The sequence below is a fragment of the Caulobacter sp. AVps18 genome (genome assembly GCF_058681425.1).
Window position 1 is genome coordinate 3,052,774 of sequence record NZ_CM178737.1, and the last position, 25,020, is coordinate 3,077,793.

Below are 25,020 nucleotides of genomic sequence, written 5' to 3' on the forward strand. Positions count from 1 at the left end.
TTGAAGCGCCTCGGCCGTGATCCGGTTGAAATGTTCAGCTTCAACGATGCCGGACTCGCAGCCGGGCTTGCCGCGCGGGCGGCGGCGTTCTACGCCGCCGTGGCTTTCTTTCGGGGACTTTCATGAAGCTCGTCTATTCTGTCGCCGCCCTGGCGCTGCTGGCCTCCACCGCCGTCGCCCAGACCGCGCCGGCATCAGTCCCTGACTGGCGGGTTCCCGATCCGCAGAACCTGCTGGTGATCGAGACGAACAAGGGCCGGATCATAGCCGAGCTGGATCCCCTGGCCGCGCCGGCCCACGTTGAGCGGGTGCGCGAGCTGGTCAAGGCGGGCTTCTACGATGGCCTGACCTTCTTTCGGGTGATCGACAGCTTCATGGCCCAAACCGGTGATCCGCAGAACACCGGAACCGGCGGTTCGGACAAGCCTGACCTGAAGGCCGAGTTCACCTTCCGTCGCGACGCCAGCGTGCCACTGGGCGCGCCGGGCAAGGCGGGCAGCAACGAGACGGGCTTTGTCGGTGCCTTGCCGGTGACAAGCCAGCCTTCGGCCCTGGCGGTGATGACCGCCGACCGCAAGGTGGCGGCCTGGGGCAATTTCTGTCCCGGCGTGCTGGGCATGGCCCGCGCGGGCAATCCCGATAGCGCCAACAGCCAGTTCTTCTTCATGCGCCAGCACTATCCGTCGCTGGACAAGACCTACACCGCCTTTGGCCGCGTGCTGTCGGGCCTGGACGTCGTGCGAGCGATCAAGACGGGCGAGCCTGTGGTCGATCCTCAGGACAGGATGCTGACCGTGCGCCTGCTGGCCGACCTGCCGGCCGACAAGCGTCCGTCCGTCCAGGTGATGGACACCCGGGGCGCGGCCTTCGCCGCCCTCATCGCCAAGCGCCGGACCGATGTGGGCGCCGGCTTCACCAATTGCGATGTCGAAATCCCCGTACAGGTGAAATGATGATCCAGCGCGCTTTGGCCCTCGGGCTGATCCTCGTGGTCGTTTCCGGTCCTGCTTTCGCCGCCAGCAAGCCGGCCAAGCCCGCCGAGTCCGACTGGAGGGTTCCAGCGGCCGATACGGTAATGGTGATCGACACCAGCAAGGGCCGCGTTCTGGTCGAACTGGTTCCTGCCGTCGCGCCCGGCCACGTGGCGCGCCTGCAGGAGCTGACCAAGGCCGGAACCTATGATGGCCGAACCTTCTTCCGGGTCATCGACCGTTTCATGGCCCAGACGGGCGACCCGAAGGACACCGGCGACGGCGGGACCGAAAAGCCCAACCTGAAGGCCGAGTTCACCTTCCGCCGCGATGCGGCCATTCCGTTCACGCCCGTGGCGGCGCCGGCGGGGCTGGAAGTGGGGCTGATCGGCGCGTTCCCGGTCGTCAGCCAGAACTGGAGCTGGCACGAGGTCACGACCGACGGCAAGGTCGCTGCCTGGGGAACCTATTGCCCGGGCGTGGTCGGCATGGCGCGCGACGACGACAATAACTCGGCCAACAGCCAGTTCTTCCTGATGCGCCAGCCCTATCCGTCGCTGGACAAGCGCTATACGGCGTTTGGCCGGGTGATTAGCGGCATCGACGCCGTCCGCGCCATCAAGACCGGCGAGCCCGTGGCCGCGCCGCAGGACCGCATGGACAAGGTGCGAATGCTCTCGGACATCCCCGAAGCCGAGCGCCCCAAGGTGCGGGTCATCGACACCAAGGGCGCCTGGTTTGCCGCCGAGACCAAGCGTATCCGGGCCCTGAAGGGCGCGGATTTCTCGGTCTGTGATCTCGATATCCCGGTCGAGGTTCGCTGAGGTCAGGACGTTTCGGGCGCCAACGCGGTTCACACGCGTTGTGAAACCGCGCTAGAAGCGGCCGTACCTTTCGACATCCAAGGAATGACCATGTCGGCCGACCTCGAAAACACCCTGATCCTGACCCTCGAGAGCGGTCCGGTCACGATCACAATGCGTCCCGACCTGGCGCCCGGCCACGTCGAGCGCATCAAGGAACTGGTCCGCGAGGGCTTCTATGACGGCGTGGTCTTCCACCGCGTGATCCCTGGCTTCATGGCCCAGGGCGGCGATCCGTCTGGCACCGGCCGTGGCGGCAGCGACAAGCCGGACATCAAGGCCGAGTTCTCCAAGGAAGCTCACGTGCGCGGCGTCTGCTCGATGGCCCGCACCCCCGATCCCAATTCGGCCAACAGCCAGTTCTTTATCTGCCTGGACGACGCCACCTTCCTCGACGGCCAATACACCGTCTGGGGCCAGGTCGCTGACGGCATGGACAATGTCGACGCCCTGCCCAAGGGCGAGCCGCCGCGCAGCCCGGGCAAGATCGTCAGCGCCAAGATCGCTGCTGACGCCTGATCGCAGGCACAGTCCAAAACAGAAGGCCCCGGAGCGATCCGGGGCCTTTTTGCTGCTCGCTATCGCCGCAGATGCACGACGATGGGCCGGTGATCCGAGCCCAGGGAGGGGCCGCGCTCAACGCTGACGGTGGTCCACGATGGCCCCGCATAGACATGGTCGATGGGCAGGAACGGAACAGGGGCGTTGAGCAGGCGCGAGAACTTCCCCGCCGGCCACGACGGCACGGCCAGGGTGCGGCGCGGGATGCCCAGGGCCTTGTCCTGATCTTTCAGCGTAAATGACCAGGGTGTGGAGTTGAAGTCGCCGGAAACGATCAATCCGGTCTTGTCGAACTGGCTGGCCGTGCGGGCCAGAAGCTTCACCTGCTTTTGCTGCGGGCCGGCCGGCACCGGCCAGACATAGTGTGCGCCGATCACCGTGAAGTCGCCCTTGGGATCATCGATCGTGGCCCAGACTCCGGCGAAACGCTGCCCCTGGCGGTACATGCCGCCTGCCGCGACCATCGGCTTACGGCTGAGGATCCATGAGTCGCAGGCCCGACGGCCGTTGCAAGAGATGACGAACGGATAGACCTTCTTCAGGCCCACGATCACCGGGGTGGACGTTCCGCCGCCTTCTTCGAGGATCAGGATGTCGGCGTCCTGCTCGATCAGCCAGCGCAGGGTCCTGTCGGGCGTGCGGTTGTCGTGCCAGATATTGAACTGCACGATCTTCAGGTCGCCGTCGCGGGGCGTCAGCGGCTTGAAGCGGGCGGCGGCCAGCAATTCGGGGCCCATCAGCACGCTGCAGGCGGCCACCGTGGCCAGGCCCAGGCCGACTATGGCCCAGCGCTCGCCCTGGCGGGCCGACACCACGCCCAGCACCACTGCGCCGACGCCCATGGCCAGCCACAGCGGGGCGAAGTGGGAAAGGGCGTCCAGCCTGTCGCTGAACGATCCGCCCAGGCAGGCAGCCGCGAAGGCCAGGCCCACCAGGCCCAGCATCAGCGCTGTGCCCCGAAAGAGCAGGCTGATGAGTCGAAGGATCAGATCCATGTGCGGGACTTAGCACGCCCCCGGCGTCGCGGGGATGACCGCGCGCGCTCCGACCATCAAACCGGGTGTGTTTGCCCATCTGCCGGGCCAAAGTCTTGACCTGAGGCGCCGGCCGTGTCCTTGAAACCGCCCCATGCGCCTTTCCGACTTTGACTTCGTCCTGCCCGAGACCAGCATCGCCCTGCGTCCGGCCGAACCCCGCGATTCCGCGCGCCTGCTGGTGGTACGTCCCGACGTGGATGTGGCGGACCATGTGGTGTCGGACCTGCCCGACTTCCTGCAACCCGGCGACGCCCTGGTGTTCAACGACACGCGGGTGATCCCCGCGCGGCTGATGGGAACCCGAGCGGCGCGGACCACGGGTGGCGGCGACGGTGCCCCGGTGCAGGTCGAGGCCACCCTGCATCGCCGCATGGCGCCCGATCGCTGGAGCGCCTTCATGCGGCCGGGCAAGCGCCTGAAGGTCGGCGATCCCGTGGCCTTTGGCGTCGACGGTGCCCTGACCGCGACCATCGTGTCGAAAGGCGAGGGCGGCGAGGTGATGCTGGCCTTCGCCCTGTCGGGCGCGGACCTGGATGTCGGCATCGCCCAGCACGGTGAGATGCCGCTGCCGCCCTATATTGCCGCCAAGCGGGCCGAGGATGACCGCGACCGCGCCGACTACCAGACCGTCTATGCCCGCGAGGACGGCTCGGTTGCCGCGCCGACGGCGGGCTTGCACTTTACGCCCGATTTGCTGGAGCGTTTGAAGGCCAGGGGCGTGTCGCTGCACTTCGTGACCCTGCATGTCGGCGCTGGCACCTTCCTGCCGGTCAAGACTGATGAGGTGTCCGAGCACAGGATGCATGCCGAATATGGCGAGGTCAGCATAGAGATCGCTGAGGCCCTGAACGCCGTCCGCGACGCCGGCGGCCGCATCGTCTGTGTCGGCACCACATCCTTGCGTCTGCTGGAAAGCGCCACGGGCGAAGATCGCGTCATCCGGCCCTTCGCCGACGAGACCGCCATCTTCATCACGCCCGGCTATCGCTTTCGAGCGGCCGACGTGCTGATGACCAATTTCCACCTGCCCAAATCGACCCTGTTCATGCTGGTCAGCGCCTTTGCCGGTCAGGAGACCATGCGCGAGGCCTATGAGCGTGCCATCGCGACGGGGTATCGCTTCTATTCCTATGGCGACAGCTCGCTGCTGTTTCGCGCTGCCCCGGACCAGACCTGAGCATGGCCTTTCCCTTCGAGATCTCAGCCATCGACGGCAAGGCGCGTACGGGCGTTCTGAAGACGCCGCGCGGCGATATCCGCACCCCGGCCTTCATGCCAGTGGGCACGGCGGGCACCGTCAAGGCCCTGACCGTTGACCAGGTGAAGGACACCGGCGCCGACATCATCCTGGGCAACACCTATCATCTGATGCTGCGACCGACCGCCGAGCGGGTGAAGCGCCTGGGCGGCCTTCACAAGTTCATGCGCTGGGACAAGCCGATCCTCACCGACAGCGGCGGCTTCCAGGTGATGTCGCTTTCGGGGATCAGCAAGGTCACTGAAGAGGCCGTCACCTTCGCCAGCCATATCGACGGCTCCAAGCATGTGCTGAGCCCCGAGCGGTCGATGGAGATCCAGGCCGACCTGCTTGGCAGCGATATCGTCATGCAACTGGACGAGTGCGTGGCCTGGCCCGCCGAAGAAAAGCGGGCGCGCGAAGGTATGGAGTTGTCGGCGCGCTGGGGCGCGCGCTCCAAGGCCGCTTTCGGCACGCGCGATACTCAGGTGCTGTTCGGCATCCAGCAGGGCTCGACCTTTGAGAACCTGCGGCGCGAGTCGTCGCAGCGCCTGCAGGACATCGGCTTTGACGGCTATGCCATCGGCGGCCTGGCGGTGGGCGAGGGGCATGCGGCGATGTGCGAGGTGCTGGACTATGCGCCCGACCTGCTGCCCCGTGACAAGCCGCGCTATCTGATGGGTGTGGGCAAGCCCATCGACCTGGTCGAGGCGGTGGCCCGAGGCGTGGACATGTTCGACTGCGTGCTGCCCACACGTTCAGGCCGTCACGGCCAGGCCTGGACCTGGGACGGCGCGATCAACATCAAGAACGCCAAATATGCCGAGGACGATACGCCGCTGGACCCCGCCAGCGACTGTCCGGCCAGCCGCGACTATTCCAAGGCCTATCTGCGCCACCTGTTCAAGGCCGAGGAGATCCTGGGGCAGGTCCTGCTGTCCTGGCACAATATCGCCTTCTTCCAGGCCCTCACGGCGGCCATGCGCGACGCGATAGCGCAAGGGCGCTTCGAACAGTTCCGCCGCGACTTCGCCGCCCGTCACCTGGCTACTTGATCGGAAAGCGGGGCTTGCGCGGGCCGTCGGGATCGACGGGCGGCGGCATGCCCGGATCGACGACGACTGGCGGCGGGTCGGGCCGATGCTGCGGCGTGGCGGGCGGATTGCAACCTCGCGCTTCGCCCAGGCCCTTGAGATAGGCCCTGCGCACCACGCCAGAGGCGAGGGCGCTTTGCACCAGCCGGTCATGGGCCTCCGCGCCTGACAGTTTGCGCACCCAACCCCGGAAAGGAATCATGTCCTGGGCGGCGCTGGCCACGGCACCCAGAGCGGCCGTTCCGGCTGCCTTGCGTCCACGATCCAGCAGATCCTCGTCTTCTGCTGGCGGCCGCCGGTCCAGGTCCTCTCCCAGGGCACCATCCAGCGGACCGATCAAGCTGATCAGGACCTGGCAGGTGACCTGAGGCGGCCGCGCATAGGGGTCCTTCATCGCGTGCAGCAGCACCGGCGGGATCTTTGTGCGCAGGAGGTTCACGTCGCGTAGCGGGGCGCTGACGGCCCCGGTCAGGCCATCGCGGTTCGCCTCCGATGTCGTCTGCATCTTTTCTGATTCGGGCGGTTTGGGAGGCTGTTGCTCTTGGGCCTCAGCGACCTGGCTGACCACCAGAAGGCTCAGAATCATGGTCGCCATTGTCTGTATGCGCATTGCAAAACCCTATCGCGCCTGGAGCGCTGCCGACTATTCCGGGAGAGGGCGAAAGCGCGCTTGCGGCTGCGCCAACCCCCGACTATGTTCCGCGCCGCTTCCCACCGGCTCCCGCCGCGTCGTGAGCGGGCCGGTAGCTCAGTGGTAGAGCATTCGACTTTTAATCGAATGGTCGTGGGTTCGAACCCCACCCGGCCTACCAAACCTTGACGCCAGTCTTGTGGCGATCTTCGGGCGATCCACAGGGCGCGGCTGTCCTGGTGTTCCTTTCCCAACAATCCTTGCCTTGGACCTGCAGTTCCCATGCCCTTGTCGAGGGGCGGGTTTCGCTGGCCATCGGGCGCGTGAGTTTTTCTGGCGCCCTCGCGCCGGAATTCTCAATTGACCCCACCAGACCAGTGGGGATTAAACCTGCCTAGCTTCGGCACGCTGTGGACCCGTTTGGAACCCCGGCGCGTTTCACCCCGGACTTCGCCGGACCAGGACGACGATCAGACCATGACCGCCGAGACCGCCGCTGCGATTCGAACCGGGCCAGTCGCCCGACGGCCGATGTTTCGCCGTCGCTCGGCGATTCCGGGCTTTACCGTGACACTGGGCGTCACCCTGACGGTGTTGTCGCTGATCGTGCTGATCCCGCTGTCGGCCGTTGTCCTGAAGGCGGCGGAACTGTCGCCCTCACAGTTCCTCGCCGTCGCCTTTTCCGAGCGCGCCATGGCGGCCTACAGGCTGACCTTCGGTGCGGCCTTTGTCGCCGCCGTGATCAATGGCGTGTTTGGCGTGCTGACCGCCTGGGCGCTGGTGCGGTACGAGTTTCCGGGCAAGGCACTGGTCAACGCTCTGGTCGACCTGCCTTTCGCCCTGCCCACCGCCGTCGCCGGCATCGCCCTGGCCACGCTCTATTCGCCCAATGGCTGGGTCGGGGCATACCTGACCCCCCTGGGCATCAAGGCCGCCTACAATGCCACAGGGGTGACCATAGCCCTGATCTTCATCGGCCTGCCGTTCGTGGTCCGCACCATCGAGCCTGTGCTGCGCGATCTTGCCGATGATGTCGAGGAGGCGGCCGCCAGCCTGGGTGCGGGACGGATCTCGACCATTCTTCGCATCGTCCTGCCGGCCCTGGGGCCGTCCTGGCTGACCGGTTTCGCCCTCGCCTTCGCCCGGGGCGTGGGCGAGTATGGCTCTGTGATCTTCATCGCTGGCAACATGCCCTACAAGTCCGAGATCGCGCCTCTGCTGATCATCATCCAGCTGGAGCAGTTCGAATATGCCTCGGCCGCTTCGATCGCCGTGGTCATGCTGAGCGCCTCGTTCCTGATGTTGCTGATCATCAACGCCGTCCAGGCCTGGGCGAGAAGGTTCTCCTGATGGCCGGTCCGCGCCGCTCCACCGACGATCCCGCCTGGGCGAAGATCACGATCATCACCCTGGTGCTGGCCTTTCTGGCCCTGGTGCTGATCCTGCCCCTGGCGGCGGTGTTCGCCGAGGCCCTGCGCAAGGGTATTGGCCCGGCGCTGGACGCCGTGTCCAATCCAGACGCGGTGGCCGCTATCAAGCTGACCCTCCTGACGGCCGCCATCACCGTGCCGTTCAACGTGGTCTTCGGCCTCTGCGCGGCCTGGGCCGTGGCCAAGCACGAGTTTCCCGGCAAGAGCCTGCTGATCACCCTGATCGACCTGCCGTTCTCGGTGTCGCCGGTCGTGGCGGGCCTGATCTATGTGCTGGTCTTTGGCCTGCAGGGCTGGGTGGGCGATCACCTGGTCGACAACGACATCAAGATCATCTTCGCGGTGCCCGGTATCGTGCTGGCGACCATCTTCGTGACCTTCCCCTTCATAGCTCGCGAACTGATCCCGCTGATGCAGGAGCAGGGCGTCAGCGAGGAGGAGGCGGCTGTGTCGATGGGAGCATCGGGCCTCTACACCTTCTGGCGGGTGACGGCACCCAACGTCCGCTGGGGCCTGCTGTATGGGGTGCTGCTGTGCAACGCCCGCGCCATGGGCGAGTTCGGTGCCGTGTCGGTGGTCAGCGGTCACATCCGTGGCCTGACCAACACCATGCCGCTGCACGTCGAGATCCTCTATAACGAATATGACTTCGTCGGTGCCTTCGCCGTCGCCGCCTTGCTTTGCCTGCTGGCGATCGTGACTCTCGTCCTCAAGACCGCGCTCGAAGTCGCCCAGCCCGCCGTGCGCGGGCGCAGCGGTCACTGATCGGAACGCCTGACCCCATGACCATCTCCATCCGTTCCGTTGACAAGAAGTTCGGCCGCTATCCGGCCCTGAACAAGATCGGGCTCGAGATCGCCGATGGCGAACTGCTGGCCCTGCTGGGACCGTCAGGCTCGGGCAAGACAACCCTGCTGCGCGTCATTGCGGGCCTTGAGTTCCCCGACGCCGGCCAGGTGCTGTTCCACGACCAGGACGTCACCTTCGCCTCGGCTGCGGCGCGGCGGGTGGGCTTTGTGTTCCAGCAATATGCGCTGTTCAAGCACATGACCGTGGCCAAAAACATCGCCTTCGGCCTCGACGTCCGCAAGGGCAAGGACAAGCCGTCCAAGGCCGAGATCACCAAGCGGGTCGACGACCTGCTGCGCCTGGTCGAGCTGGACGGCCTGGGCGGTCGCTATCCCTCGCAGCTTTCGGGCGGGCAGCGCCAGCGCGTGGCCCTGTCGCGCGCTCTGGCGGTGCAGCCCAGCGTGCTTCTGCTGGACGAGCCGTTCGGTGCCCTGGACGCCACGGTGCGCAAGTCGCTGCGCAAGGAACTGCGCCGCGTGCACGACGCCACCGGCGTGACCACCATCTTCGTCACCCATGACCAGGAAGAAGCCCTGGATCTGGCCGACCGCGTGGCCATCCTCAACAAGGGCGAGATCGAGCAGGTCGGCACGCCCGAGCAGGTTCACGACCAGCCCGTTTCGCCGTTCGTCTGCGGCTTCGTGGGCGAGTCCAACCGCTTTGAAGGCGTCGTGGCCGGCGGCCGGTTCACGTCGGGCACCGTTGTGCTGCCGGCGGCCGGCCTCGCCGACGGCAAGGCCGTGGGCTTTGCGCGTCCGCATGACCTGGTTCTGGATGAGGCCGGCTTCGAGGCGCAGGTGACCCGGGTCCATATCCAGGGCGCGCTGGCCTCGGTGGACGCACTGACGGCCGACGGTCGCCGGATCGATATCACGGTCTCACGCGACCAGGCCGAGCAGTTCACGGGTTCGGTGAAGCTGTCGGCCCGCAAGGCGCATGTCTATCCGGGTTAAAAGCGGCAGCCTCTATTGCTGCTGCTGTTCCTGCTGCTGCTGTTGATGCAGATCCTGGCGGATCGCGGCGCTGTCATTGGGACGGCGACGCCCGCCGGCAAAGTTGGGGCGAGCCATGCGCAGGAACTCGGGTTCGGCCAAGGCTGCACGGGCCCGGCGCACCGAAACGCCCACGGCCAGGTCGCTGTCTGAATCGCCCTTGTAGACACCCCGCGAGGGCGTGACGTCGGCATAGTCGCGGCCCACGGCCACGGCCACGTGACGCTCGCCGGTCATGACATTGTTGGTGGGATCAAAGCCCACCCAGCGCAGGCTGGGCAGAAACACCTCGACCCAGGCGTGGGTAGCGTCGGGGTCAGAGCGGTCGCCGGCCTCGCGGTCGGTGAACAGATAGCCCGATACATAGCGCGCCGGCAGGCCCCAGGAGCGGCAGATCGCCAGCATGATGTGGGCGAAGTCCTGGCAGACCCCGCGCCCGGCGCCTAACGCCAGGTCGATGGGGCTGTCAGCATCGGTGACGCCAGCCTGATACTCAAACGCCTTGTAGATGGTCTCAGAGAGGATCCGCATGGCGGTCAGGGGATCCTTGCGGCGCAGATCCTCCAGCTGGTGTGCGGCGACAAACGCCGCCAGGGCCGGGGTGGTCTGCACGAAGCCGTGCGGGCGCAGGAAGTCGAAGCACTCGCCCCGCACGAACTCGCTGCGCAGCCGGTTCCATTCGCCCATGTCGAGGGCGTCTGGCCGCTCACCCGCCGCTTCGGTCTCGACCGCTGAGCGGGCGATGATGGTCAGCTTGTCGTGCGGTTGCGGCACGTCGAAGTGATAGACCGCGTTGCCGAAACTGTCGGCGTAGGAAAACACCTGGGCGGCGGGCTCGATGTCCAGTTCAAAGCTGACGAGACGCTGGCGTGCGGTCTTCTGGGGCTGCATCCACAGCTCCATCAGGCTCTCCCGGACGGGGCGCTCATAGTGGTACTGGGTGACGTGACGGATCTCGAGGAGCACGGGTAGAGTCCTTATTGGGTCGCGTGACGGTCGCCGAAACCACTGACGATTTCGGCCGCCACGCTCCCGTTTCTAAGTCGGCAGGCGTGTTTCGAGCGGGTAGGCCACAAAGGTCTCGTAGATCGCTTCGTGGATACGCGCACATTCGTTGACGACGGTGGTCAGCAGGGCACCGGCACCCTGGTTTTCCAGCTCGTGGATGTCGGCATATTGCAGTCGGGCCTTCAGCCGGCCGGCAATGCGCTCGGGACCGCCGCGATCGCCGCTTTCCGCCCGGCGCGCCAGGGCGCTGAGATTGCCCTCGATCTGTGCGGTGGCGAAGCGGATCGAGCGGGGGAAATCCTCGTCGAAGACCAGGAATTCCAGAATGTGCCGCGGTTCGATCTCGGCGGTATAGACCCGCAGATAGGGTTCCAGCGCGCAGGCCATCCGCAGCAGGCTGACCAGGGCGATGTGGTCGTTGATCTGCCGGCCCGGGGTCTGGGCGAAGCACACCTCAAGCAAGCGCGAGACCAGCTGGGCGCGCTCCAGATACATGCCCAGCATCATGAACCGCCAGCTTTCGCCATGGCTCATGGTGGTGTCTGCGGCCCCCTTGAACAGGTGCAGATCGGCGATCACGTCGTGCAGGAAGGTGGTGGACCCTTCAGCGAAGTCGCGGCGGGCATTGGGATCGGTGACCTTGAGATAGAGCAGGTTGAGCCGCTCCCAGGTCTCTGTGGTGATCTGGTCGCGCACCTGGCGGGCGTTCTCGCGGGCCAGGGCCAAGGACGAGACCACCGAATTGGGGTCGGCGCGATCCAACACTAGCGCTTCGGCGGCTTCGAACGAGCCTACGGCATTGCTCATTTCCGGTTCGCCGACTGCCGAGAGGGCGATCCAGACGGCCTGCACGCCGCTGTCGGTCTGGTCGAGCGTGGCGTTCAGCATCACGCTGGACAGCCGCGAGAGGTGTTCGGCGCGTTCGATGTAACGGCCCAGCCAGTAAAGGCTGTCTGCAACGCGAGCCAGCATCATGGGCGGTGGCTCCCGTTCGTGTGGCCATTGCTGTTGGTTGTGCCTTCCTCGGCTAGCACCCAGGTGTCCTTGGAGCCGCCTCCCTGCGAGGAGTTCACGACCAGGGAGCCCCGTTTCAGCGCCACGCGTGTCAGGGCGCCGGGCGTAACGATGGTCTTTTCGCCCGACAGGATGAAGGGACGCAGGTCGACGTGGCGCGGTTCGATGCGGCCGTCCACCAGACAGGGCGCTGTCGACAGCTGGATGGTCGGCTGGGCGATGTAGTTCTCGGGATCGGCCGCGATGGCTACGGCGAAGTCCTCGCGCTCCTTTACCGTCGCGTGCGGCCCAACCAGCATGCCGTAGCCGCCCGAAGCCCCGACGGCCTTGACCACAAGCTTGTCCAGATTGGCCAGCACGTGGCTCAACTGGGCCGGCTCGCGACACAGGAAGGTCTCGATATTGGGCAGGATGGCGTCCTCGCCCAGATAGTATTTGATAATTTCCGGCACGAACGCATAGACGGCCTTGTCATCGGCCACCCCGGTGCCCGGCGCGTTGCAGATCACCACATTGCCGGCGCGATAGGCGTTGAACAGGCCCGCTGCGCCCAGCGACGAATCCCGCCGGAAGGTGAGGGGATCGATGAAGTCGTCGTCTACCCGGCGGTAGATCACGTCCACCCGGCGAATGCCGGTGGTGGTGCGCATATAGACCATGTTGTCATGGACCACGAGATCGCGACCCTCGACCAGCGGTACGCCCATCAGGCGCGCCAGATAGGCGTGCTCGTAATAGGCCGAGTTGTAGACGCCAGGGGTCAGCACCACGACCTGAGGATTGGGCCGCCATTCGGGGCTCATGCTCTTCATCGTGGCCAGCAGCAGGTCAGGATAGCGCTCGACCGGGCGCACGCCGGCAGCGCGATAGGTGCCGGGGAAGGTGCGCTTGGCCGCGTCGCGGTTGGCCAGCATGTAAGAGACGCCCGAGGGCACCCGCAGATTGTCTTCCAACACGGCGAACTCGCCGTCCTGGCAGCGGATCAGGTCGCTGCCGCAGACATTGGCGTATGACTTGTGCGGCACGTACAGGTGCTGCATCTCGCGGCGGTACGAGGGCGCGCCCAGAACCAGCTCGCGCGGCACCACGCCGTCCATCAGGATCTGCTGTTCGCCATAGATGTCGGCCAGAAACAGGTTCAGGGCCTTCAGGCGCTGGGTCAGGCCGGACTCGATCCGCGCCCACTCATGGGCCGGCAGGATGCGCGGAAAGAGGTCGGTGGGGATGATCCGTTCGGTGGTGTTCTCGGCACCATAGACGGTGAAGGTGATGCCCTGAAGCAGGAACGATCTTTCCAGTGTGCGCTGGCGTTCGGCCAGTTCATCACCGCCCAATGTCGACATCCGGGCGTGCAGCGGATCGTAATGCGACCTCACCGCGCCATCGGCCGCGAACATCTCGTCATAGGCGACGCCGGGCAGATAGGCCGCCTCGGTCATCGGCAGGGTCGGAGCCTCGGTAGTATCCTGGGTTTTCGCCGCCACGCCTTCATCCACGCTTGTTCGCCTTGGGTCACGTCGAGTCGAACGCGCCGTGTGTAACCCTAGAACGACACGGCGTCCGTCGTCGGCGATTTTCGCCATCGCCGAGTCGATGCGCACGGCTGCTCATCATTTGGGCGCCTTTTGCCGCGCTGGGGAAGCGGGCGGCCTCAGCTTTCGTTGGCATTTCGGGCCGTGACAGCGGCGGAGTGGGCGACTACAGGGGGTATTGGGGGCGCTCCGCGCGGGGAATCGGCATTTGGTGCGCAGATCGATAGCCCTGTGGGTCGCGGCGGCGACGGTTCTGACGGCGGGGGCCGGCTGGGCCGAAGAGCCTTCTGCGACCATCACAGGTGTTGAAGACAAGGCGTTGCGCGAGGCGATTCAGCGCGTCTTGAGCCTGTCGAAGACGCCGCCGCAGAGTCGTGCGGAGGCGCGCCGCCGCGCGCGCGAGGCCGGTGACGACGTCGTCGCGGTTTTGCGCGCTGAAGGCTATTATGCCTATGCGGTCGAACCTGACATCAACGATGGCGATCCGCCGCGCGGCGTGGTCAAGGTAACGCCAGGCCAGGTTTTCGTGCTGGCCGATCCCAAGATCGTCTGGCGTGGTGCCGCGCCGGATGAAGGTGTGGGGCAGAGGGCTGAAGCGGCCATGCGCCTGACGCCCGGCGAGCCGGGTCGCGCCGCCGATATTCTGGGCGCCGAGGGGCGGGTGATCGCCCAGGTCCAGGGCCTTGGCTATGCCGATGTAGAGGCCGAACCTCGTGAAGTCATTGTTGATCATGCCGATCACACGGTCAGGCCAACCTTCAATATCTCCGCTGGCGAGCTGACGCGCCTGGACGGCGTAGAGCTTGTCACCAAGGGCCGCAGCAATCAGGCCTGGGTGGCGCATCTGGCGCCCTGGTCCGCGGGCGAGGTCTATGACCCCGAGCATGTCGCCGAGCTGGAGCGCCGGCTGCGTGACACCGGCGTCTATGACTCTGTCTCAGTGTCGCTGGCACCGCGCGAGCGGCTGACGCCGGAGGGGCTTCGCCCGGTCATGGTGGGTCTGACCGACCGTCTACCGCGCACCATAGAGCTGGGCGCGGGCTATTCGACCAGCGAAGGCCCCGGCGTCGATACGCGCTGGATTCAGTACAATCGCCTGCGTCGCGCCGACACCACCACCTATACTGCCCGCCTGGCCAAGCTTGAGCAGCGGGTCGAGGGGCAGGTGTCCCTGCCGCACTGGCGACGGGTTCAGCAGACCCTCAAGATGAACGGCGCCCTGTTTCGCGAGACGACGGACGCCTATGACGAGGCCGGCGCAACCATCAGCGCCGACCTGACGCGGCGGCGCAAGACGACATCCTACCGGACCTATGGCGTTGCCCTGGACCTGTCGCAATCAAAGCAGCTGGATGCCACCAAGGGGGTCTCTGTTCAGGAGACCCTGAACCTTGCCACAATCACCACCCTGGCCGCCGTGGCCTGGGACCAGTCGGATAACATCCTTGATCCCAAGCAGGGCTGGCGGTTTGAAGCGCGGGCGGAGCCGACCACGATCCTGGGCGACACGACCCTGGCGTATCTGCGCACCCAGGTTCAGGGCTCGGGCTATCTGCCCTTTGGCAAGGACTCCGGCACCGTTCTGGCCGCCCGGCTGAAGGTGGGGGCCATTTTTGGCGGGTTGCTGGCCGAAGTGCCAGCCTCCCGCCGCTTCTTCTCGGGCGGTGGCGGGTCTGTGCGAGGCTATGCCTACCAGGCCATAGGTCCGCGCCTGTCCGACAACACCCCTCAAGGCGGCGTTTCGCTGGTCGAGACCTCCCTGGAGGTCCGTCATCGCTTTACCGAAAAGTGGGGCGCGGTCGCCTTCATCGACGCTGGCGCCATCGGCACGGAACGCACGCCCAAGACCGAGGATTTCCGCGTCGGGGCCGGCTTGGGCGTTCGCTATGACCTGGGCTTTGGCCCGATCCGGGCCGACATCGCCGTGCCGCTGGGCAAGCGCTCGGGCGACCCGGCCTTCCAGATCTATCTCAGCATCGGACAAAGCTTTTGACCGATGCGCCCGAGACCAGCGAGCCCGTCGCCGAGGCGGTGGACGTGGCGACCAAGGTGGCCAAGCGCCGCTGGCCCCTGATCGTCGCCATGACGGGGCTCGCCCTGCTGGTGTTCGTTTTCGGCGGCCTGCGACTGGCTCCAATCACGCCTCAGGGGCGAATGTTCCTGGAGGCCCGGGTCAGCGGCCTGCAACTGGGCCGGATCGGTCGGCTGAAGATCGAAGGTCTGTCAGGCGACATCTGGAAAGACTTTGCCGTCCGTCGCCTGACCATCGTCGATGAAAAGGGTGTCTGGCTGGAAGCGCATGATGTTCGCGTCGCGTGGCGGCCTTCCGAGCTGTTCGCCCGCCGGTTTCATGCCGAAACCATTGCGGCCCGCGACGTCATTGTTCTGCGCCGCCCGACCCTGAAACCAAAAGGCAAGTCGGGTGCCGCGCCGGTCTCGGTCGACCTGGACGCCGTGGCCTTGCGACTGATCACGCAACCGGCCTTTAGCGGAAAGGCCGGCGATTTCGATGTCGCCGGAGCCTATGAGATGGCGCGGTTGGGTGGGCACAAGGGGCGGCTGGATGTCGCCAGCCGTCAGCATGTCGGCGATCATCTGAAGCTGAATTTCGACCTGGGGCGCAACAAGTCCCTGCAGCTCGACGCCGATGCGATCGAGGCCAATGGCGGCGCCATCGCCGGCGCCCTGGGCCTCCCTGTCGACCGCCCCTTCGACCTGAAGGCCAAGGCCAGCGGCGCGATGAACAAAGGCCAGTTCAAGGTCGTGGCGCGGACGGGCAATGACACGCCGCTGGACGCCACGGGCGCCTGGACGCCCGAAGGCGGCTCGGCCCGAGGGCGGCTCGACCTGGGTGCCTCGACCCTGACCCATCGGCTGGAGACGATGTTCGGGCCTGAGGCGGCTTTCACCATTGAGGGTCGCAAGGCACCGGGCGGGCTCTATGACCTCACAACCCAGATCCGGGCTCAGAACCTTCTGCTCGACTCGCGCGGTCTGGCGGACCTTGGCCAGAAGCGCACCGGGCCCGAGGGCTTGCCGTTCACTGCGCGGGTCGGCGCCCTGTCGCGGATCGTCTCGATCCCGAAAATGGGCTCGGGAACCGTCGACGGCGTGTTTCGGCTGGAAGAGGGCGGCTTTTCGGTCTCGGGCGACGTCGATGTCGCCGATCTGGAGCTGTTGGGCTACCGGCTGGCGCGGGCTACCGGGCCGGCGACGGTGCGCTGGTCCAAGGGCGAACTCTCGATCAAGGCTGATGCCACTGGACGGGGCGGCGGTGGATCGGGCCTGCTGGCCGTGCTGGGTGCCGTGCCCAAGGCCCAGTTCGAGGGCGTGCGCCTGAAGGACGGGCAGTTCCTGATCCGCACTGCCAGGGTTACGGCGCCCAATCTGGTCGTCACCGGCGAGGGGCAGCGCGGCATCCTGGGCGGCCTCAGTTTCAAGGGCCAGGCGCAGGTGGCCAGCCTGGCGCCGATCCGTCCGGGCGCACGCGGCAAGCTGGCGGCGCGCTGGTCGGCGAATGCCAGCAGCGGCAAGCCCTGGGCGTTTACGGTGGATGCGCGCGGCGAGGGCTTCGCAGTGGGCCTGGCAGAGCTGGATCGCCTGCTGGGGGCAGCGCCGTACCTGACCGCCAAGGCCGGCTGGAACGCCGGCGTGCTGTCGGTCGTCGATGCGCGGCTGGAAGGCGCCAACGCCAACGCCCGCATGTCTGGGCGGTTGACTCAAGGCGGCGTTCTGGGATTCGCGCTGGACTGGACTGCCACTGGTCCGTTCCGGGCCGGTCCTGTTGAGGTGGCTGGCAAGGCCAGGGGCGACGGGGCGATTAGCGGCACATTGTCGGCTCCCAGGGCCGATTTGACCGCCGACTTCGACGCCATTGATCTGCCCAGGCTGCCACTGACCAAGGCGCATCTGGCGCTGACCTTCGCCCGTACCGGGGCTGGCGCTGACGGCGTGGCGCGGTTGACCGCTGAAAGCGCCTATGGCCCCGCGCGAGGTGGGGCGGCGTTCCGCTTCGCCGCCGGCGGGCTGGAGCTGACCGATGTCGATATCGACGCGGGCGGTGCCAAGGCCCTGGGCGCGGTGTCGCTGCGCAGGGGAAGGCCTGCCTCGGCGGACTTGACCGTGGCGATAGGGGCCGGAGCCTTCCTGCCTGAAGGCAAGATTTCCGGCTCGGCGCGGATCGTCGATGCCCCTGGCGGAGCGACCGCCATCCTGAACCTGATGGCCGAAGAGATTGTCAGCGGCGAATGGAAGGTGCGTAGCGCCCTGCTTCGGGCCGATGGACCCATGGCCAACCTGCCGTTGTCGATCGACGCCCAGGGCGTGGCTCCCGGTGGTCGTTGGCGGATGACGGGCGCCGGAGCCCTGGCTCAGGGCGCTGAGGATTTCGTCCTCACCCTGGACGCTTCGGGTCGCATGGCGCGCACCGAGATCAAGACCCGCGAAACGGCCAGGATCCGCTTTGGCGGCGGTGCCAACGAGGCCCGCCTGCGACTGCTGGTGGGAGACGGGCAGGCGGATATTGATGCAGCGTTCGGCGGCGAGACGGCCAAGATGATGGCCCGGCTGGCCGGCGTCAGCCTGACGGCATTTGATCCCGATCTGGCGGGCGATATCGACGGTGCCTTCAATCTGCGCGGGGAGGGCGAGGTCCTGACCGGTGACTTTGCCGCCAAGTTGACGGGCGCGCGCGAGCGCGGCTCGAAGATTGAACAGTCGCTGGACGCCCAGATCTCCGGCGACCTGCGCGACCGGCTGCTGACCATCACCGCCGATGGCGCCAATCGTCAGGGGCTGAAGGCCGAAGCCCGGATGGTGTTGCCCACCGAGGCCTCGGCCAAGCCGCTGCGCCTGGCCATCGACCGCACTCGACCGATGCAGGGGACCTTCCTGGCCCAGGGCGAGATCAAGCCTCTGTGGGATCTGCTGCTGGGGCCGGAGCGGTCCCTGTCGGGCAAGATCGACGCCCAGGGTTCCCTGGCCGGCACCCTGGCCGATCCGCGCATCGTGGGCCGCGCATCTTTGGATGGCGGGGCTTTTGAAGAGGGGCGGACCGGTCTGCGCCTCAAGAACATCACCCTGCGCCTGGCCCTGGCTGACAACGCCATCGACGTCAGCCAGGCCACCGGGGAGGACGGCAAGGGTGGTCAGATCTTCGGCGGCGGCCGCATTAGCCTGGCCCGTGACGGCACCAGCGGGTTCAAGATGGAGCTTCGGAACTTTCAGCTGATCGACAATGATCTGGCCTCGGCCAGCGCGACCGGCCAGGCCACGATCAACCGCTCCTCTGACGGCAAGGTCAAGCTCACCGGGGCCCTGATCCTGGATCGGGCGGACGTCTCCGCCCAGAGCAAGACCCCGGCTGGCGTCGTGAGCATGGACGTGGTCGAGCGCAATCGACCGGGCGAGCTGGATCAGGGCGTACAGCCGCGCCGCGCCAGCCCTGGCGGCGGCGTTGCGCTGGATATCTCCCTGAAAGCGCCGCGCCGGGTGTTCGTGCGCGGGCGCGGCCTGGATGTGGAGTTGTCGCTCGACGCCCATGTGGGCGGCACCTCTTTCTTGCCGGTGCTTGACGGCACGGCGCGCGTGGTGCGCGGCGAGTACGACTTTGCCGGCAAGCGCTTTGAGTTCGATGACAGCGGCGTGGTTACTCTGGCCACCCAGTTGGACCGCATCCGGCTGAACCTCAGCGCCAGCCGGCAAGACACAGCCCTGACGGCGTTGGTGAAGATCCAGGGCACGGCCGCCAAGCCGGAGATCACCCTGACCTCGACACCCGAGCTGCCCAATGACGAAGTGCTCAGCCAGGTGTTGTTCGGGGCCTCGGCGGCCCAACTGTCGCCCATTGAAGCAGCACAACTGGCCTCGGCCCTGGCGGCCCTGGCCGGCGGCGGTGGCTTTGACGTGATCGGTAACCTGCGCAGCCTGGCGCGACTGGATCGCCTGGCCTTCGCCGAAAGCGCCACAGGCATGACCGTAGCCGGCGGCAAGTACGTCACCGACGATGTCTATCTGGAGATCATCGGCGGCGGACGGGAAGGGCCCGAGGCCCAGGTCGAGTGGCGGATCCGCAAGACCCTGTCCCTCGTTTCGCGGCTCGGCGGTCAGGGCGACGCAAAGCTTTCCGTCCGCTGGCGAAAGGACTATGAATAGCGCAAGGCTGTTGCGCGGGCGCCCGGTTCCCTCCTCTGAGGAAGCACGTTTTACCCGCGGCCCTTGGTTTATTGTGACTGAGGGAGGATCAGCATGTCTCTGCGACTCAACGATCAGGATCGTAAAGTTCTGGACGTCCTGGCGGGCGAAGGCCCCCGGATCATCGACCGGGCGGTAGCCTGGTGTGCAATCAACTCGGGCAGTCGCCATCTTTCGGGACTGGAGCGCCAGAGGCAGGTTTTGTTCGACGCGGTCTCCGTGATGCCCGCCGCGCCCACCGAAATTCCGCTGGGCCATTCCGAAGAGATCGGTGCCGATGGCCGCGTGGGCGAACAGGCCCATACCCCCGCCATCGCCGTGGTCGTGCGCCCCGAAGCGCCGCTTCAGGTGGTGCTGACCGGCCACTACGACACGGTCTATCCCGAGACCAGCCTGTTCCAGACCGTGAGCACGCGCCCCGACGGTGCGCTGCACGGCCCGGGAATCGCCGACATGAAGGGCGGGATCAGCGTGATGCTGGCCGCGCTTGAGGCCTTTGAGCGGCATCCCGAGGCCGCGAACGTCGGCTATCGCGTATTGCTGTCACCGGACGAGGAGATCGGCTCCATCGCCTCGGCCCCGATTCTGGCCGAGTTTGCCAGGCTGGGCCATGTGGGCCTGACCTATGAGCCGGCCCTGGCCGATGGATCCCTGGCTTCGTCGCGCAAGGGATCGGGGAACTTCCACATCGTGGTTCACGGCAGGGCCGCCCATGCGGGCCGTGACTTCGCCGCCGGCCGTAATGCGGTGATCGGTGCGGCCCGGATCGCTGAGGCCCTGCACGGCCTCAACGGTCAGCGCGACGGCGTCACCGTCAATGTTGCGCGCATCGATGGCGGCTCGCCGCTGAACATGGTGCCCGATGTGGCCATCGCGCGGTTCAATGTGCGCTTTCCGGACGCCGAGGCCGCCGCGTGGTTTGAGGCGCAGGTCGCCCATATCGTGGCCGAGCCGCGCGAGGGCCTGCACGTTCATCTGCACGGCCTGATCACCCGCGGCGCCAAGCCCTTCAACGCCGCTCAGCAACGCCTGTTCGGGGCGGTGAAGGAAGCCGGCGCCCTGCTGGGCCAGGATATCGCCTGGAAGCCCTCAGGCGGGGTCTGCGAAGGCAATAACCTGTTCGCCTCGGGTCTGCCCAATGTCGACACCCTGGGCGTGCGCGGTGGCGACATCCACAGCGAGGCAGAACATGCCTGGCCCGAAAGCTTCGTCGAGCGCGCTCAGCTCTCGGCCCTGATCCTGATGAAACTGGCCAGCGGCGAAATCGACGGACGGTCGATCCGCGCGGCCATGGAGAGTGTTTGAATGCTTGTCGTACGTCCCGCCGGTCCTTCAGACTTCGACGCCCTGATGGAGCTGGCCGTCCTGTCTGGCCGGGGCTTCACCAGCCTGCCTGAGGATGAGCAGACCCTGCGCTCGCGGCTGGATCTGTCGGCCGCCAGCTTCAGCGCCGGCGTCGCGGCGCCCGAGGCCTGGTACACCCTGATGCTGGAGGACCTGGAGGCCGGCGACGTGATCGGCGTCGCGGGCGTCAAGGCCGGTGTCGGGCTCAAGCGGCCACACTTCTCGTTCCGGGTCGTCACCCTGGCCCAGTCGTCACCGACCCTGGACAAGCGCTTCGATCATCGGGCCCTGGTGTTGGTCAACGAATGCGCCGGCTGGTCGGAGGTGGGCTCACTGTTCCTGCGGCCCGAGCGCCGCAAGGGCGGGGCAGGGCGCCTGCTGGCCCAGTCGCGTTACATGCTGATCGGTTTGGAGCCCGAGCGCTTCGCCGAGATGGTGCTGGCCGAGTTGCGTGGCTGGTTTGACGAGGACGGCGGCTGTCCCTTCTGGGACCATGTGGCCAGCAAATTCTTCCGGCTGGAATTCGATGAGGCCGACATGATGAGCGCTTCGACCGACGGTCAGTTCATTCTCGATCTTGCGCCGCGCCATCCGATCTATGCCGAGTTGCTCCCCAAGGAGGCGCGCGATGTGCTGGGACGCGTTCACCGCGAAGGCGAGGCCGCGCGGGCCATGCTGGAGACCGAGGGCTTCCGCTATCAGGGCCTGATCGACATTTTCGACGCTGGCCCCACGGTGGCGGCGCGGCGCGACGACATCAAGACCGTGCGCGATGCGCGCCGCCTGCGCCTGAAGCTGGGCGAGGACGCCTATGGCGAGGAGGCTCTGGTCTCGACCGGTGAGATCGGCCAGTTCCGCGCTGTGCGGGCACCGGTCCTGATCGATGGTGAAACGGCGATCCTGGGGCGCGATGCGGCCCAGGCGCTGCGACTTTCCGAAGGCGACATGGTGCGGGTGAAGGCATGAGCGGCGGGGTATTCATTGACGGCGTCTGGCGTTCGGGCGCGGGCGGTGAGGCAGTCTCCATAGACCCGACCACGGGTGAGACAATCTGGCGGGAAGCTGCTGCCTCGCAGGCCGATGTTGCCGCCGCCGTGGCGGCTGCGCGCAAGGCCTTCCCGGCCTGGGCCGACCGGCCGCGCGAAGAGCGGATCGCGATCCTTCGCCGCTACAAGGAGATTCTGGTCGAGCGCACAGACGCCTTTGCTGAGGCCCTGAGCCGCGAAACCGGCAAGGCGCTTTGGGAAACCAGGGCCGAGCTGGGCTCAATGGCCGGCAAGGTCGACCTGTCGATCAAGGCCTATGACGAGCGCACCGGTGGCTTTGAGTCCGCCATGCCGTTCGGCCGCGCCGTGCTGCGCCATCGGGCCCATGGGGTGATGGCGGTGCTGGGGCCGTTCAACTTTCCGGGTCACCTGCCCAATGGCCATATCGTGCCGGCCCTGCTTGCGGGCGATACAGTGGTGTTCAAGCCTTCGGAAGAGACGCCGCTGGCGGGGCAGTTGCTGGTCGAAGCCCTTGAAGCGGCAGGCGTTCCGGCCGGTGTCATCAACCTCGTTCAGGGCGGCCGTGAGGCCGGCCAGGCTCTGATCGCCGAGGAGATCGACGGCCTGCTGTTCACCGGTTCGGCGGCGGCGGGAACCTTCTTCCGGCGCTATTTCGCAGACAGGCCAGACGTCATTCTGGCGCTGGAACTGGGCGGCAACAATCCGCTCGTGGTCTGGGATGCAGGCGATGCCGAGGCTGCGGCGACCCTGGTGGTGCAGTCGGCCTTCATCACCACGGGCCAGCGTTGCTCGTGCGCGCGTCGGCTGATCGTCTCGGACGACGCGGCGGGCCGGGCCGTGATCGAGGCGGTGGCGGCCCTGTCGGATCGTCTGACTGCAGGGCCATGGAATGGACCGTCCGAGCCCTTCATGGGGCCACTCATCTCCGCTCGCGCCGCAGCCCTCGCCAGGGCCGGGGCCGAGGCGCTGGGTGGCCAGCGCATCCGCTCACTGGGTTCGGTCGAGGGGCTCAGCGAGGCCTTCGTCTCGCCCGGCTTTGTCGATGTCACCGGCCTTGATGTGGCCGACGAAGAGGTGTTCGCGCCACTGTTGCAGGTACGCCGGGTGGCCAGTTTCGACGACGCCATCACCGCCGCCAACGCCACGCGCTATGGTTTGTCGGCGGGGCTTATCTCCAGTAAATCAAGCCATTGGGACAAGTTCCTCAACCGTATCCGGGCGGGTGTGGTGAACTGGAACCGGCCGACTACCGGGGCCGCAGGCTCCATGCCGTTCGGCGGCCTGGGCGCATCGGGCAATCACCGGCCCAGCGCCTACTATGCCGCCGACTATTGCGCCTATCCCGTGGCAAGTTTCGAAGCTGATTCCGTGCTTGATACAGCGCGAGATATCAAGGGTTTGCGGCCATGAGTTCAGCCGTTGAAGCCAATTGCGACGGCCTGGTCGGTCCCACCCACTCCTATGTGGGCCTGTCGCCCGGCAACCTGGCCAGCCAGAAGAACGCCGGCGAGGTGTCCAACCCGCGCGGCGCCGCGCTGGAGGGGCTCTCCAAGATGCGCCGACTGGCCGACTGGGGCATTCCCCAGTTCGCTTTGCCGCCACATGAAAGGCCCGATGTAAGCCTTCTGAAGTCGCTTGGCTTTTCCGGCTCAGACGGCGTCGTGCTTGAGCAGGCCTGGAAGGATGCGCCGGCCCTGGCCGCCGCCGCTTGCTCGGCCTCGCCGATGTGGGCAGCCAATGCCGCCACGGTGACCCCAAGCGCCGATACCGCCGACGGCCGTGTCCACTTCACGCCCGCCAACCTGCTCACCAACCTGCATCGCAGCCTGGAGGGGCCGCAGACCACGCGCAGCCTGCGCCGGCTGTTTCCGGATGAGACGCGGTTCGCCGTGCACGATCCCCTGCCGGCCCAGCCTCACTTCGCCGACGAGGGCGCAGCCAATCATGTGCGACTGTGCGCTGAGCACGGCGCGCCGGGCGTCAACCTGTTTGTCTGGGGCCGCGAGGCCTGGGGGCACTGGGACGGCCGCTTTCCCGCCCGTCAGACCCGCGAGGCCTTCGAGGCTGTGCAGCGTCGCCACGGCGCGGCCCGGGCCGTGTTTCCGCGCCAGGGCAAGGCAGCGATCGAGGGCGGGGCGTTCCACAACGACGTGGTCTGTGTCGGGACACGCCAGTGCCTGTTCTTCCATGAAAGCGCTTTTGAGGATCGCGCCGGCATGGAGACCGAGGTCCGCCGTGCCGCCGAGGGCCTGTTCGAGCCGGCCTTTGTCGAGATCGCCGAGGCCGATCTGCCGATGGCGGATCTGGTGGCCAGCTATCTGTTCAATTCCCAGCTCCTGGTCGCGCCGGGCGAGGACCGGCTTGTGCTGTTGGCCCCGGCCGAGACCCGTGACAATCCCCGCGCCTTCGCCGTGGCCGAGAGCCTGGCCGCCTCCAACGGGCCCATCGGCCGCGTTGAGTATGTCGACGTGCGCCAAAGCATGAGGAACGGCGGCGGGCCGGCCTGCCTGCGCCTGCGGGTGGTGCTGACACCGGACGAGTTGGCCGCGACCAACCCTGCCCAGCGCTTCGACGCCGCCCTGCATGCGCGCCTCGCCGACTGGGTGGAGCGCCGCTATCGCGACCGTTTGTCCCCGGCCGATCTGGGCGATCCGGGCCTGATCGTCGAGGTGCGCGAGGCGCTGGACGAATTGACCGGCATCCTCGACCTTGGCGGCGACTTCTATCCTTTCCAGGGGGCGGCGTGAGTCACGACCTGAGCATCCGTCCAGCGACGCCGGAAGACATCGCTGAGATCGTCGCCCTGCATCGCGCGGCGGCCGCCAAGCCCGACGGTCTGGCGAGGCGGCCCGATGAGATCACCGATCACTATGTCGAGCATGCGGTCGTCGGACCGGGTGCCGTCAGCTTCGTGGCCCTGGGATCGGATGGCGACATTTGGGGCGAAATCCATGGTCGTCGCGAAAGCGTCGCTTTGTTTTCGCACGTACTGTCCAGCCTGACCGTCGCGGTGCATCCCGACCGTCAGGGCCTGGGGATCGGCTCGCGCCTGTTTGAAGCCCTGATCGCCCATGCCAGGGTGATGCAGCCGCCGATCCTGCGGGTCGAGCTGGCGGCCGGGGCCGGCAATCCCGGCGCGGTGCGCCTCTATGAGCGCCTGGGCTTTCAGCACGAAGGCCGGCAGATCGGTCGCGGCCGCTATCCCGACGGCCGGCTGGAAGACGACATCCTGATGGGGATGCTGCTTTAGAGCGCGTT

General features: G+C 66.7%; 21 protein-coding genes and 1 tRNA gene. 17 read left to right on the forward strand and 5 right to left on the reverse strand.

Features of this window, described 5'->3' with window-relative positions:
• The 4 genes from ACW179_RS14015 to ACW179_RS14030 all read left to right on the forward strand — a co-directional run bounded on the left by ACW179_RS14015 (position 1) and on the right by ACW179_RS14030 (position 2,353).
• On the forward strand, positions 1-126 hold the full coding sequence (locus ACW179_RS14015) for a hypothetical protein (protein WP_492060091.1): 126 nt from the start codon (positions 1-3) through the stop codon (positions 124-126).
• Entirely contained in the window at positions 123-953 is an 831-nt protein-coding gene (locus ACW179_RS14020; RefSeq protein ID WP_492060092.1) for a peptidylprolyl isomerase, read from the forward strand. The genes ACW179_RS14015 and ACW179_RS14020 overlap by 4 nt, the downstream gene beginning before the upstream one ends.
• Positions 950-1,795, forward strand: coding sequence for a peptidylprolyl isomerase (locus tag ACW179_RS14025; protein ID WP_492060093.1), 846 nt, complete (start codon positions 950-952; stop codon positions 1,793-1,795). The genes ACW179_RS14020 and ACW179_RS14025 overlap by 4 nt, the downstream gene beginning before the upstream one ends.
• A 90-nt stretch (positions 1,796-1,885) precedes the next feature.
• Positions 1,886-2,353, forward strand: a complete 468-nt coding sequence (locus ACW179_RS14030) for a peptidylprolyl isomerase (RefSeq protein ID WP_492060094.1) — start codon at positions 1,886-1,888, stop codon at positions 2,351-2,353.
• 59 nt (positions 2,354-2,412) lie between these two features.
• On the opposite strand, the gene ACW179_RS14035 is transcribed toward ACW179_RS14030, so the two are convergent.
• A complete protein-coding gene (locus tag ACW179_RS14035) occupies positions 2,413-3,390 on the reverse strand; it encodes an endonuclease/exonuclease/phosphatase family protein (RefSeq protein ID WP_492060095.1) in 978 nt (325 codons plus the stop codon).
• 133 nt (positions 3,391-3,523) lie between these two features.
• On the opposite strand from ACW179_RS14035, the gene queA reads away from it, so the two are divergent.
• Together queA and tgt are read left to right on the forward strand one after the other, a co-directional pair.
• Positions 3,524-4,609 carry a tRNA preQ1(34) S-adenosylmethionine ribosyltransferase-isomerase QueA gene (gene queA, locus ACW179_RS14040; protein WP_492060096.1) on the forward strand — a complete coding sequence of 362 codons (1,086 nt, stop codon included), beginning with the start codon at positions 3,524-3,526 and terminating at the stop codon, positions 4,607-4,609.
• Positions 4,610-4,611: 2 nt separating this feature from the next.
• Positions 4,612-5,724, forward strand: coding sequence for a tRNA guanosine(34) transglycosylase Tgt (tgt, locus tag ACW179_RS14045; protein ID WP_492060097.1), 1,113 nt, complete (start codon positions 4,612-4,614; stop codon positions 5,722-5,724).
• On the opposite strand, the gene ACW179_RS14050 is transcribed toward tgt, so the two are convergent.
• Positions 5,717-6,268 carry a hypothetical protein gene (locus ACW179_RS14050; protein ID WP_492060098.1) on the reverse strand — a complete coding sequence of 184 codons (552 nt, stop codon included), beginning with the start codon at positions 6,266-6,268 and terminating at the stop codon, positions 5,717-5,719. The genes tgt and ACW179_RS14050 overlap by 8 nt on opposite strands.
• A 232-nt stretch (positions 6,269-6,500) precedes the next feature.
• On the opposite strand from ACW179_RS14050, the gene ACW179_RS14055 reads away from it, so the two are divergent.
• The 4 genes from ACW179_RS14055 (at position 6,501) to ACW179_RS14070 (ending at position 9,626) form a co-directional block, all read left to right on the forward strand.
• A tRNA-Lys gene (locus ACW179_RS14055) sits at positions 6,501-6,575 on the forward strand.
• A gap of 296 nt (positions 6,576-6,871) precedes the next feature.
• The gene (gene cysT, locus ACW179_RS14060) at positions 6,872-7,744 is read left to right on the forward strand and encodes a sulfate ABC transporter permease subunit CysT (protein ID WP_492060099.1); all 873 of its coding nucleotides are present in this window, start codon (positions 6,872-6,874) and stop codon (positions 7,742-7,744) included.
• The gene (cysW, locus tag ACW179_RS14065) at positions 7,744-8,589 is read left to right on the forward strand and encodes a sulfate ABC transporter permease subunit CysW (protein ID WP_492060100.1); all 846 of its coding nucleotides are present in this window, start codon (positions 7,744-7,746) and stop codon (positions 8,587-8,589) included. Before cysT ends, cysW begins: the two co-directional genes overlap by 1 nt.
• A gap of 17 nt (positions 8,590-8,606) precedes the next feature.
• Complete coding sequence (locus ACW179_RS14070; RefSeq protein WP_492060101.1) at positions 8,607-9,626, forward strand: sulfate/molybdate ABC transporter ATP-binding protein; 1,020 nt, start codon at positions 8,607-8,609, stop codon at positions 9,624-9,626.
• 12 nt (positions 9,627-9,638) lie between these two features.
• Here the strand turns inward: ACW179_RS14070 and ACW179_RS14075 are convergent, their stop codons facing one another.
• From ACW179_RS14075 to ACW179_RS14085, 3 genes are all read right to left on the reverse strand, one after another.
• Positions 9,639-10,631, reverse strand: coding sequence for a transglutaminase family protein (locus ACW179_RS14075; RefSeq protein WP_492060102.1), 993 nt, complete (start codon positions 10,629-10,631; stop codon positions 9,639-9,641).
• Positions 10,632-10,703: 72 nt separating this feature from the next.
• A complete protein-coding gene (locus ACW179_RS14080) occupies positions 10,704-11,648 on the reverse strand; it encodes an alpha-E domain-containing protein (protein WP_492060103.1) in 945 nt (314 codons plus the stop codon).
• Entirely contained in the window at positions 11,645-13,171 is a 1,527-nt protein-coding gene (locus ACW179_RS14085; RefSeq protein ID WP_492064318.1) for a circularly permuted type 2 ATP-grasp protein, read from the reverse strand. Before ACW179_RS14085 ends, ACW179_RS14080 begins: the two co-directional genes overlap by 4 nt.
• A gap of 259 nt (positions 13,172-13,430) precedes the next feature.
• Between ACW179_RS14085 and ACW179_RS14090 the strand changes: the two genes are divergently transcribed.
• The 7 genes from ACW179_RS14090 (at position 13,431) to ACW179_RS14120 (ending at position 25,012) form a co-directional block, all read left to right on the forward strand.
• Positions 13,431-15,212 carry an autotransporter assembly complex protein TamA gene (locus tag ACW179_RS14090; RefSeq protein WP_492060104.1) on the forward strand — a complete coding sequence of 594 codons (1,782 nt, stop codon included), beginning with the start codon at positions 13,431-13,433 and terminating at the stop codon, positions 15,210-15,212.
• Positions 15,209-19,372 carry a translocation/assembly module TamB domain-containing protein gene (locus tag ACW179_RS14095; RefSeq protein WP_492060105.1) on the forward strand — a complete coding sequence of 1,388 codons (4,164 nt, stop codon included), beginning with the start codon at positions 15,209-15,211 and terminating at the stop codon, positions 19,370-19,372. The genes ACW179_RS14090 and ACW179_RS14095 overlap by 4 nt, the downstream gene beginning before the upstream one ends.
• A 93-nt stretch (positions 19,373-19,465) precedes the next feature.
• On the forward strand, positions 19,466-20,716 hold the full coding sequence (locus tag ACW179_RS14100; RefSeq protein WP_492060106.1) for a hydrolase: 1,251 nt from the start codon (positions 19,466-19,468) through the stop codon (positions 20,714-20,716).
• Positions 20,717-21,721 (forward strand): arginine N-succinyltransferase, encoded by a 1,005-nt coding sequence (locus ACW179_RS14105; protein ID WP_492060107.1) that lies wholly within the window; start codon positions 20,717-20,719, stop codon positions 21,719-21,721.
• Positions 21,718-23,172: a succinylglutamate-semialdehyde dehydrogenase gene (gene astD / locus ACW179_RS14110; protein ID WP_492060108.1), complete on the forward strand. Its 1,455-nt coding sequence runs from the start codon at positions 21,718-21,720 to the stop codon at positions 23,170-23,172. The genes ACW179_RS14105 and astD overlap by 4 nt, the downstream gene beginning before the upstream one ends.
• Complete coding sequence (gene astB, locus ACW179_RS14115) at positions 23,169-24,509, forward strand: N-succinylarginine dihydrolase (protein ID WP_492060109.1); 1,341 nt, start codon at positions 23,169-23,171, stop codon at positions 24,507-24,509. Before astD ends, astB begins: the two co-directional genes overlap by 4 nt.
• Positions 24,506-25,012: a GNAT family N-acetyltransferase gene (locus ACW179_RS14120; protein ID WP_492060110.1), complete on the forward strand. Its 507-nt coding sequence runs from the start codon at positions 24,506-24,508 to the stop codon at positions 25,010-25,012. The genes astB and ACW179_RS14120 overlap by 4 nt, the downstream gene beginning before the upstream one ends.
• Positions 25,013-25,020 lie beyond the last annotated feature (8 nt).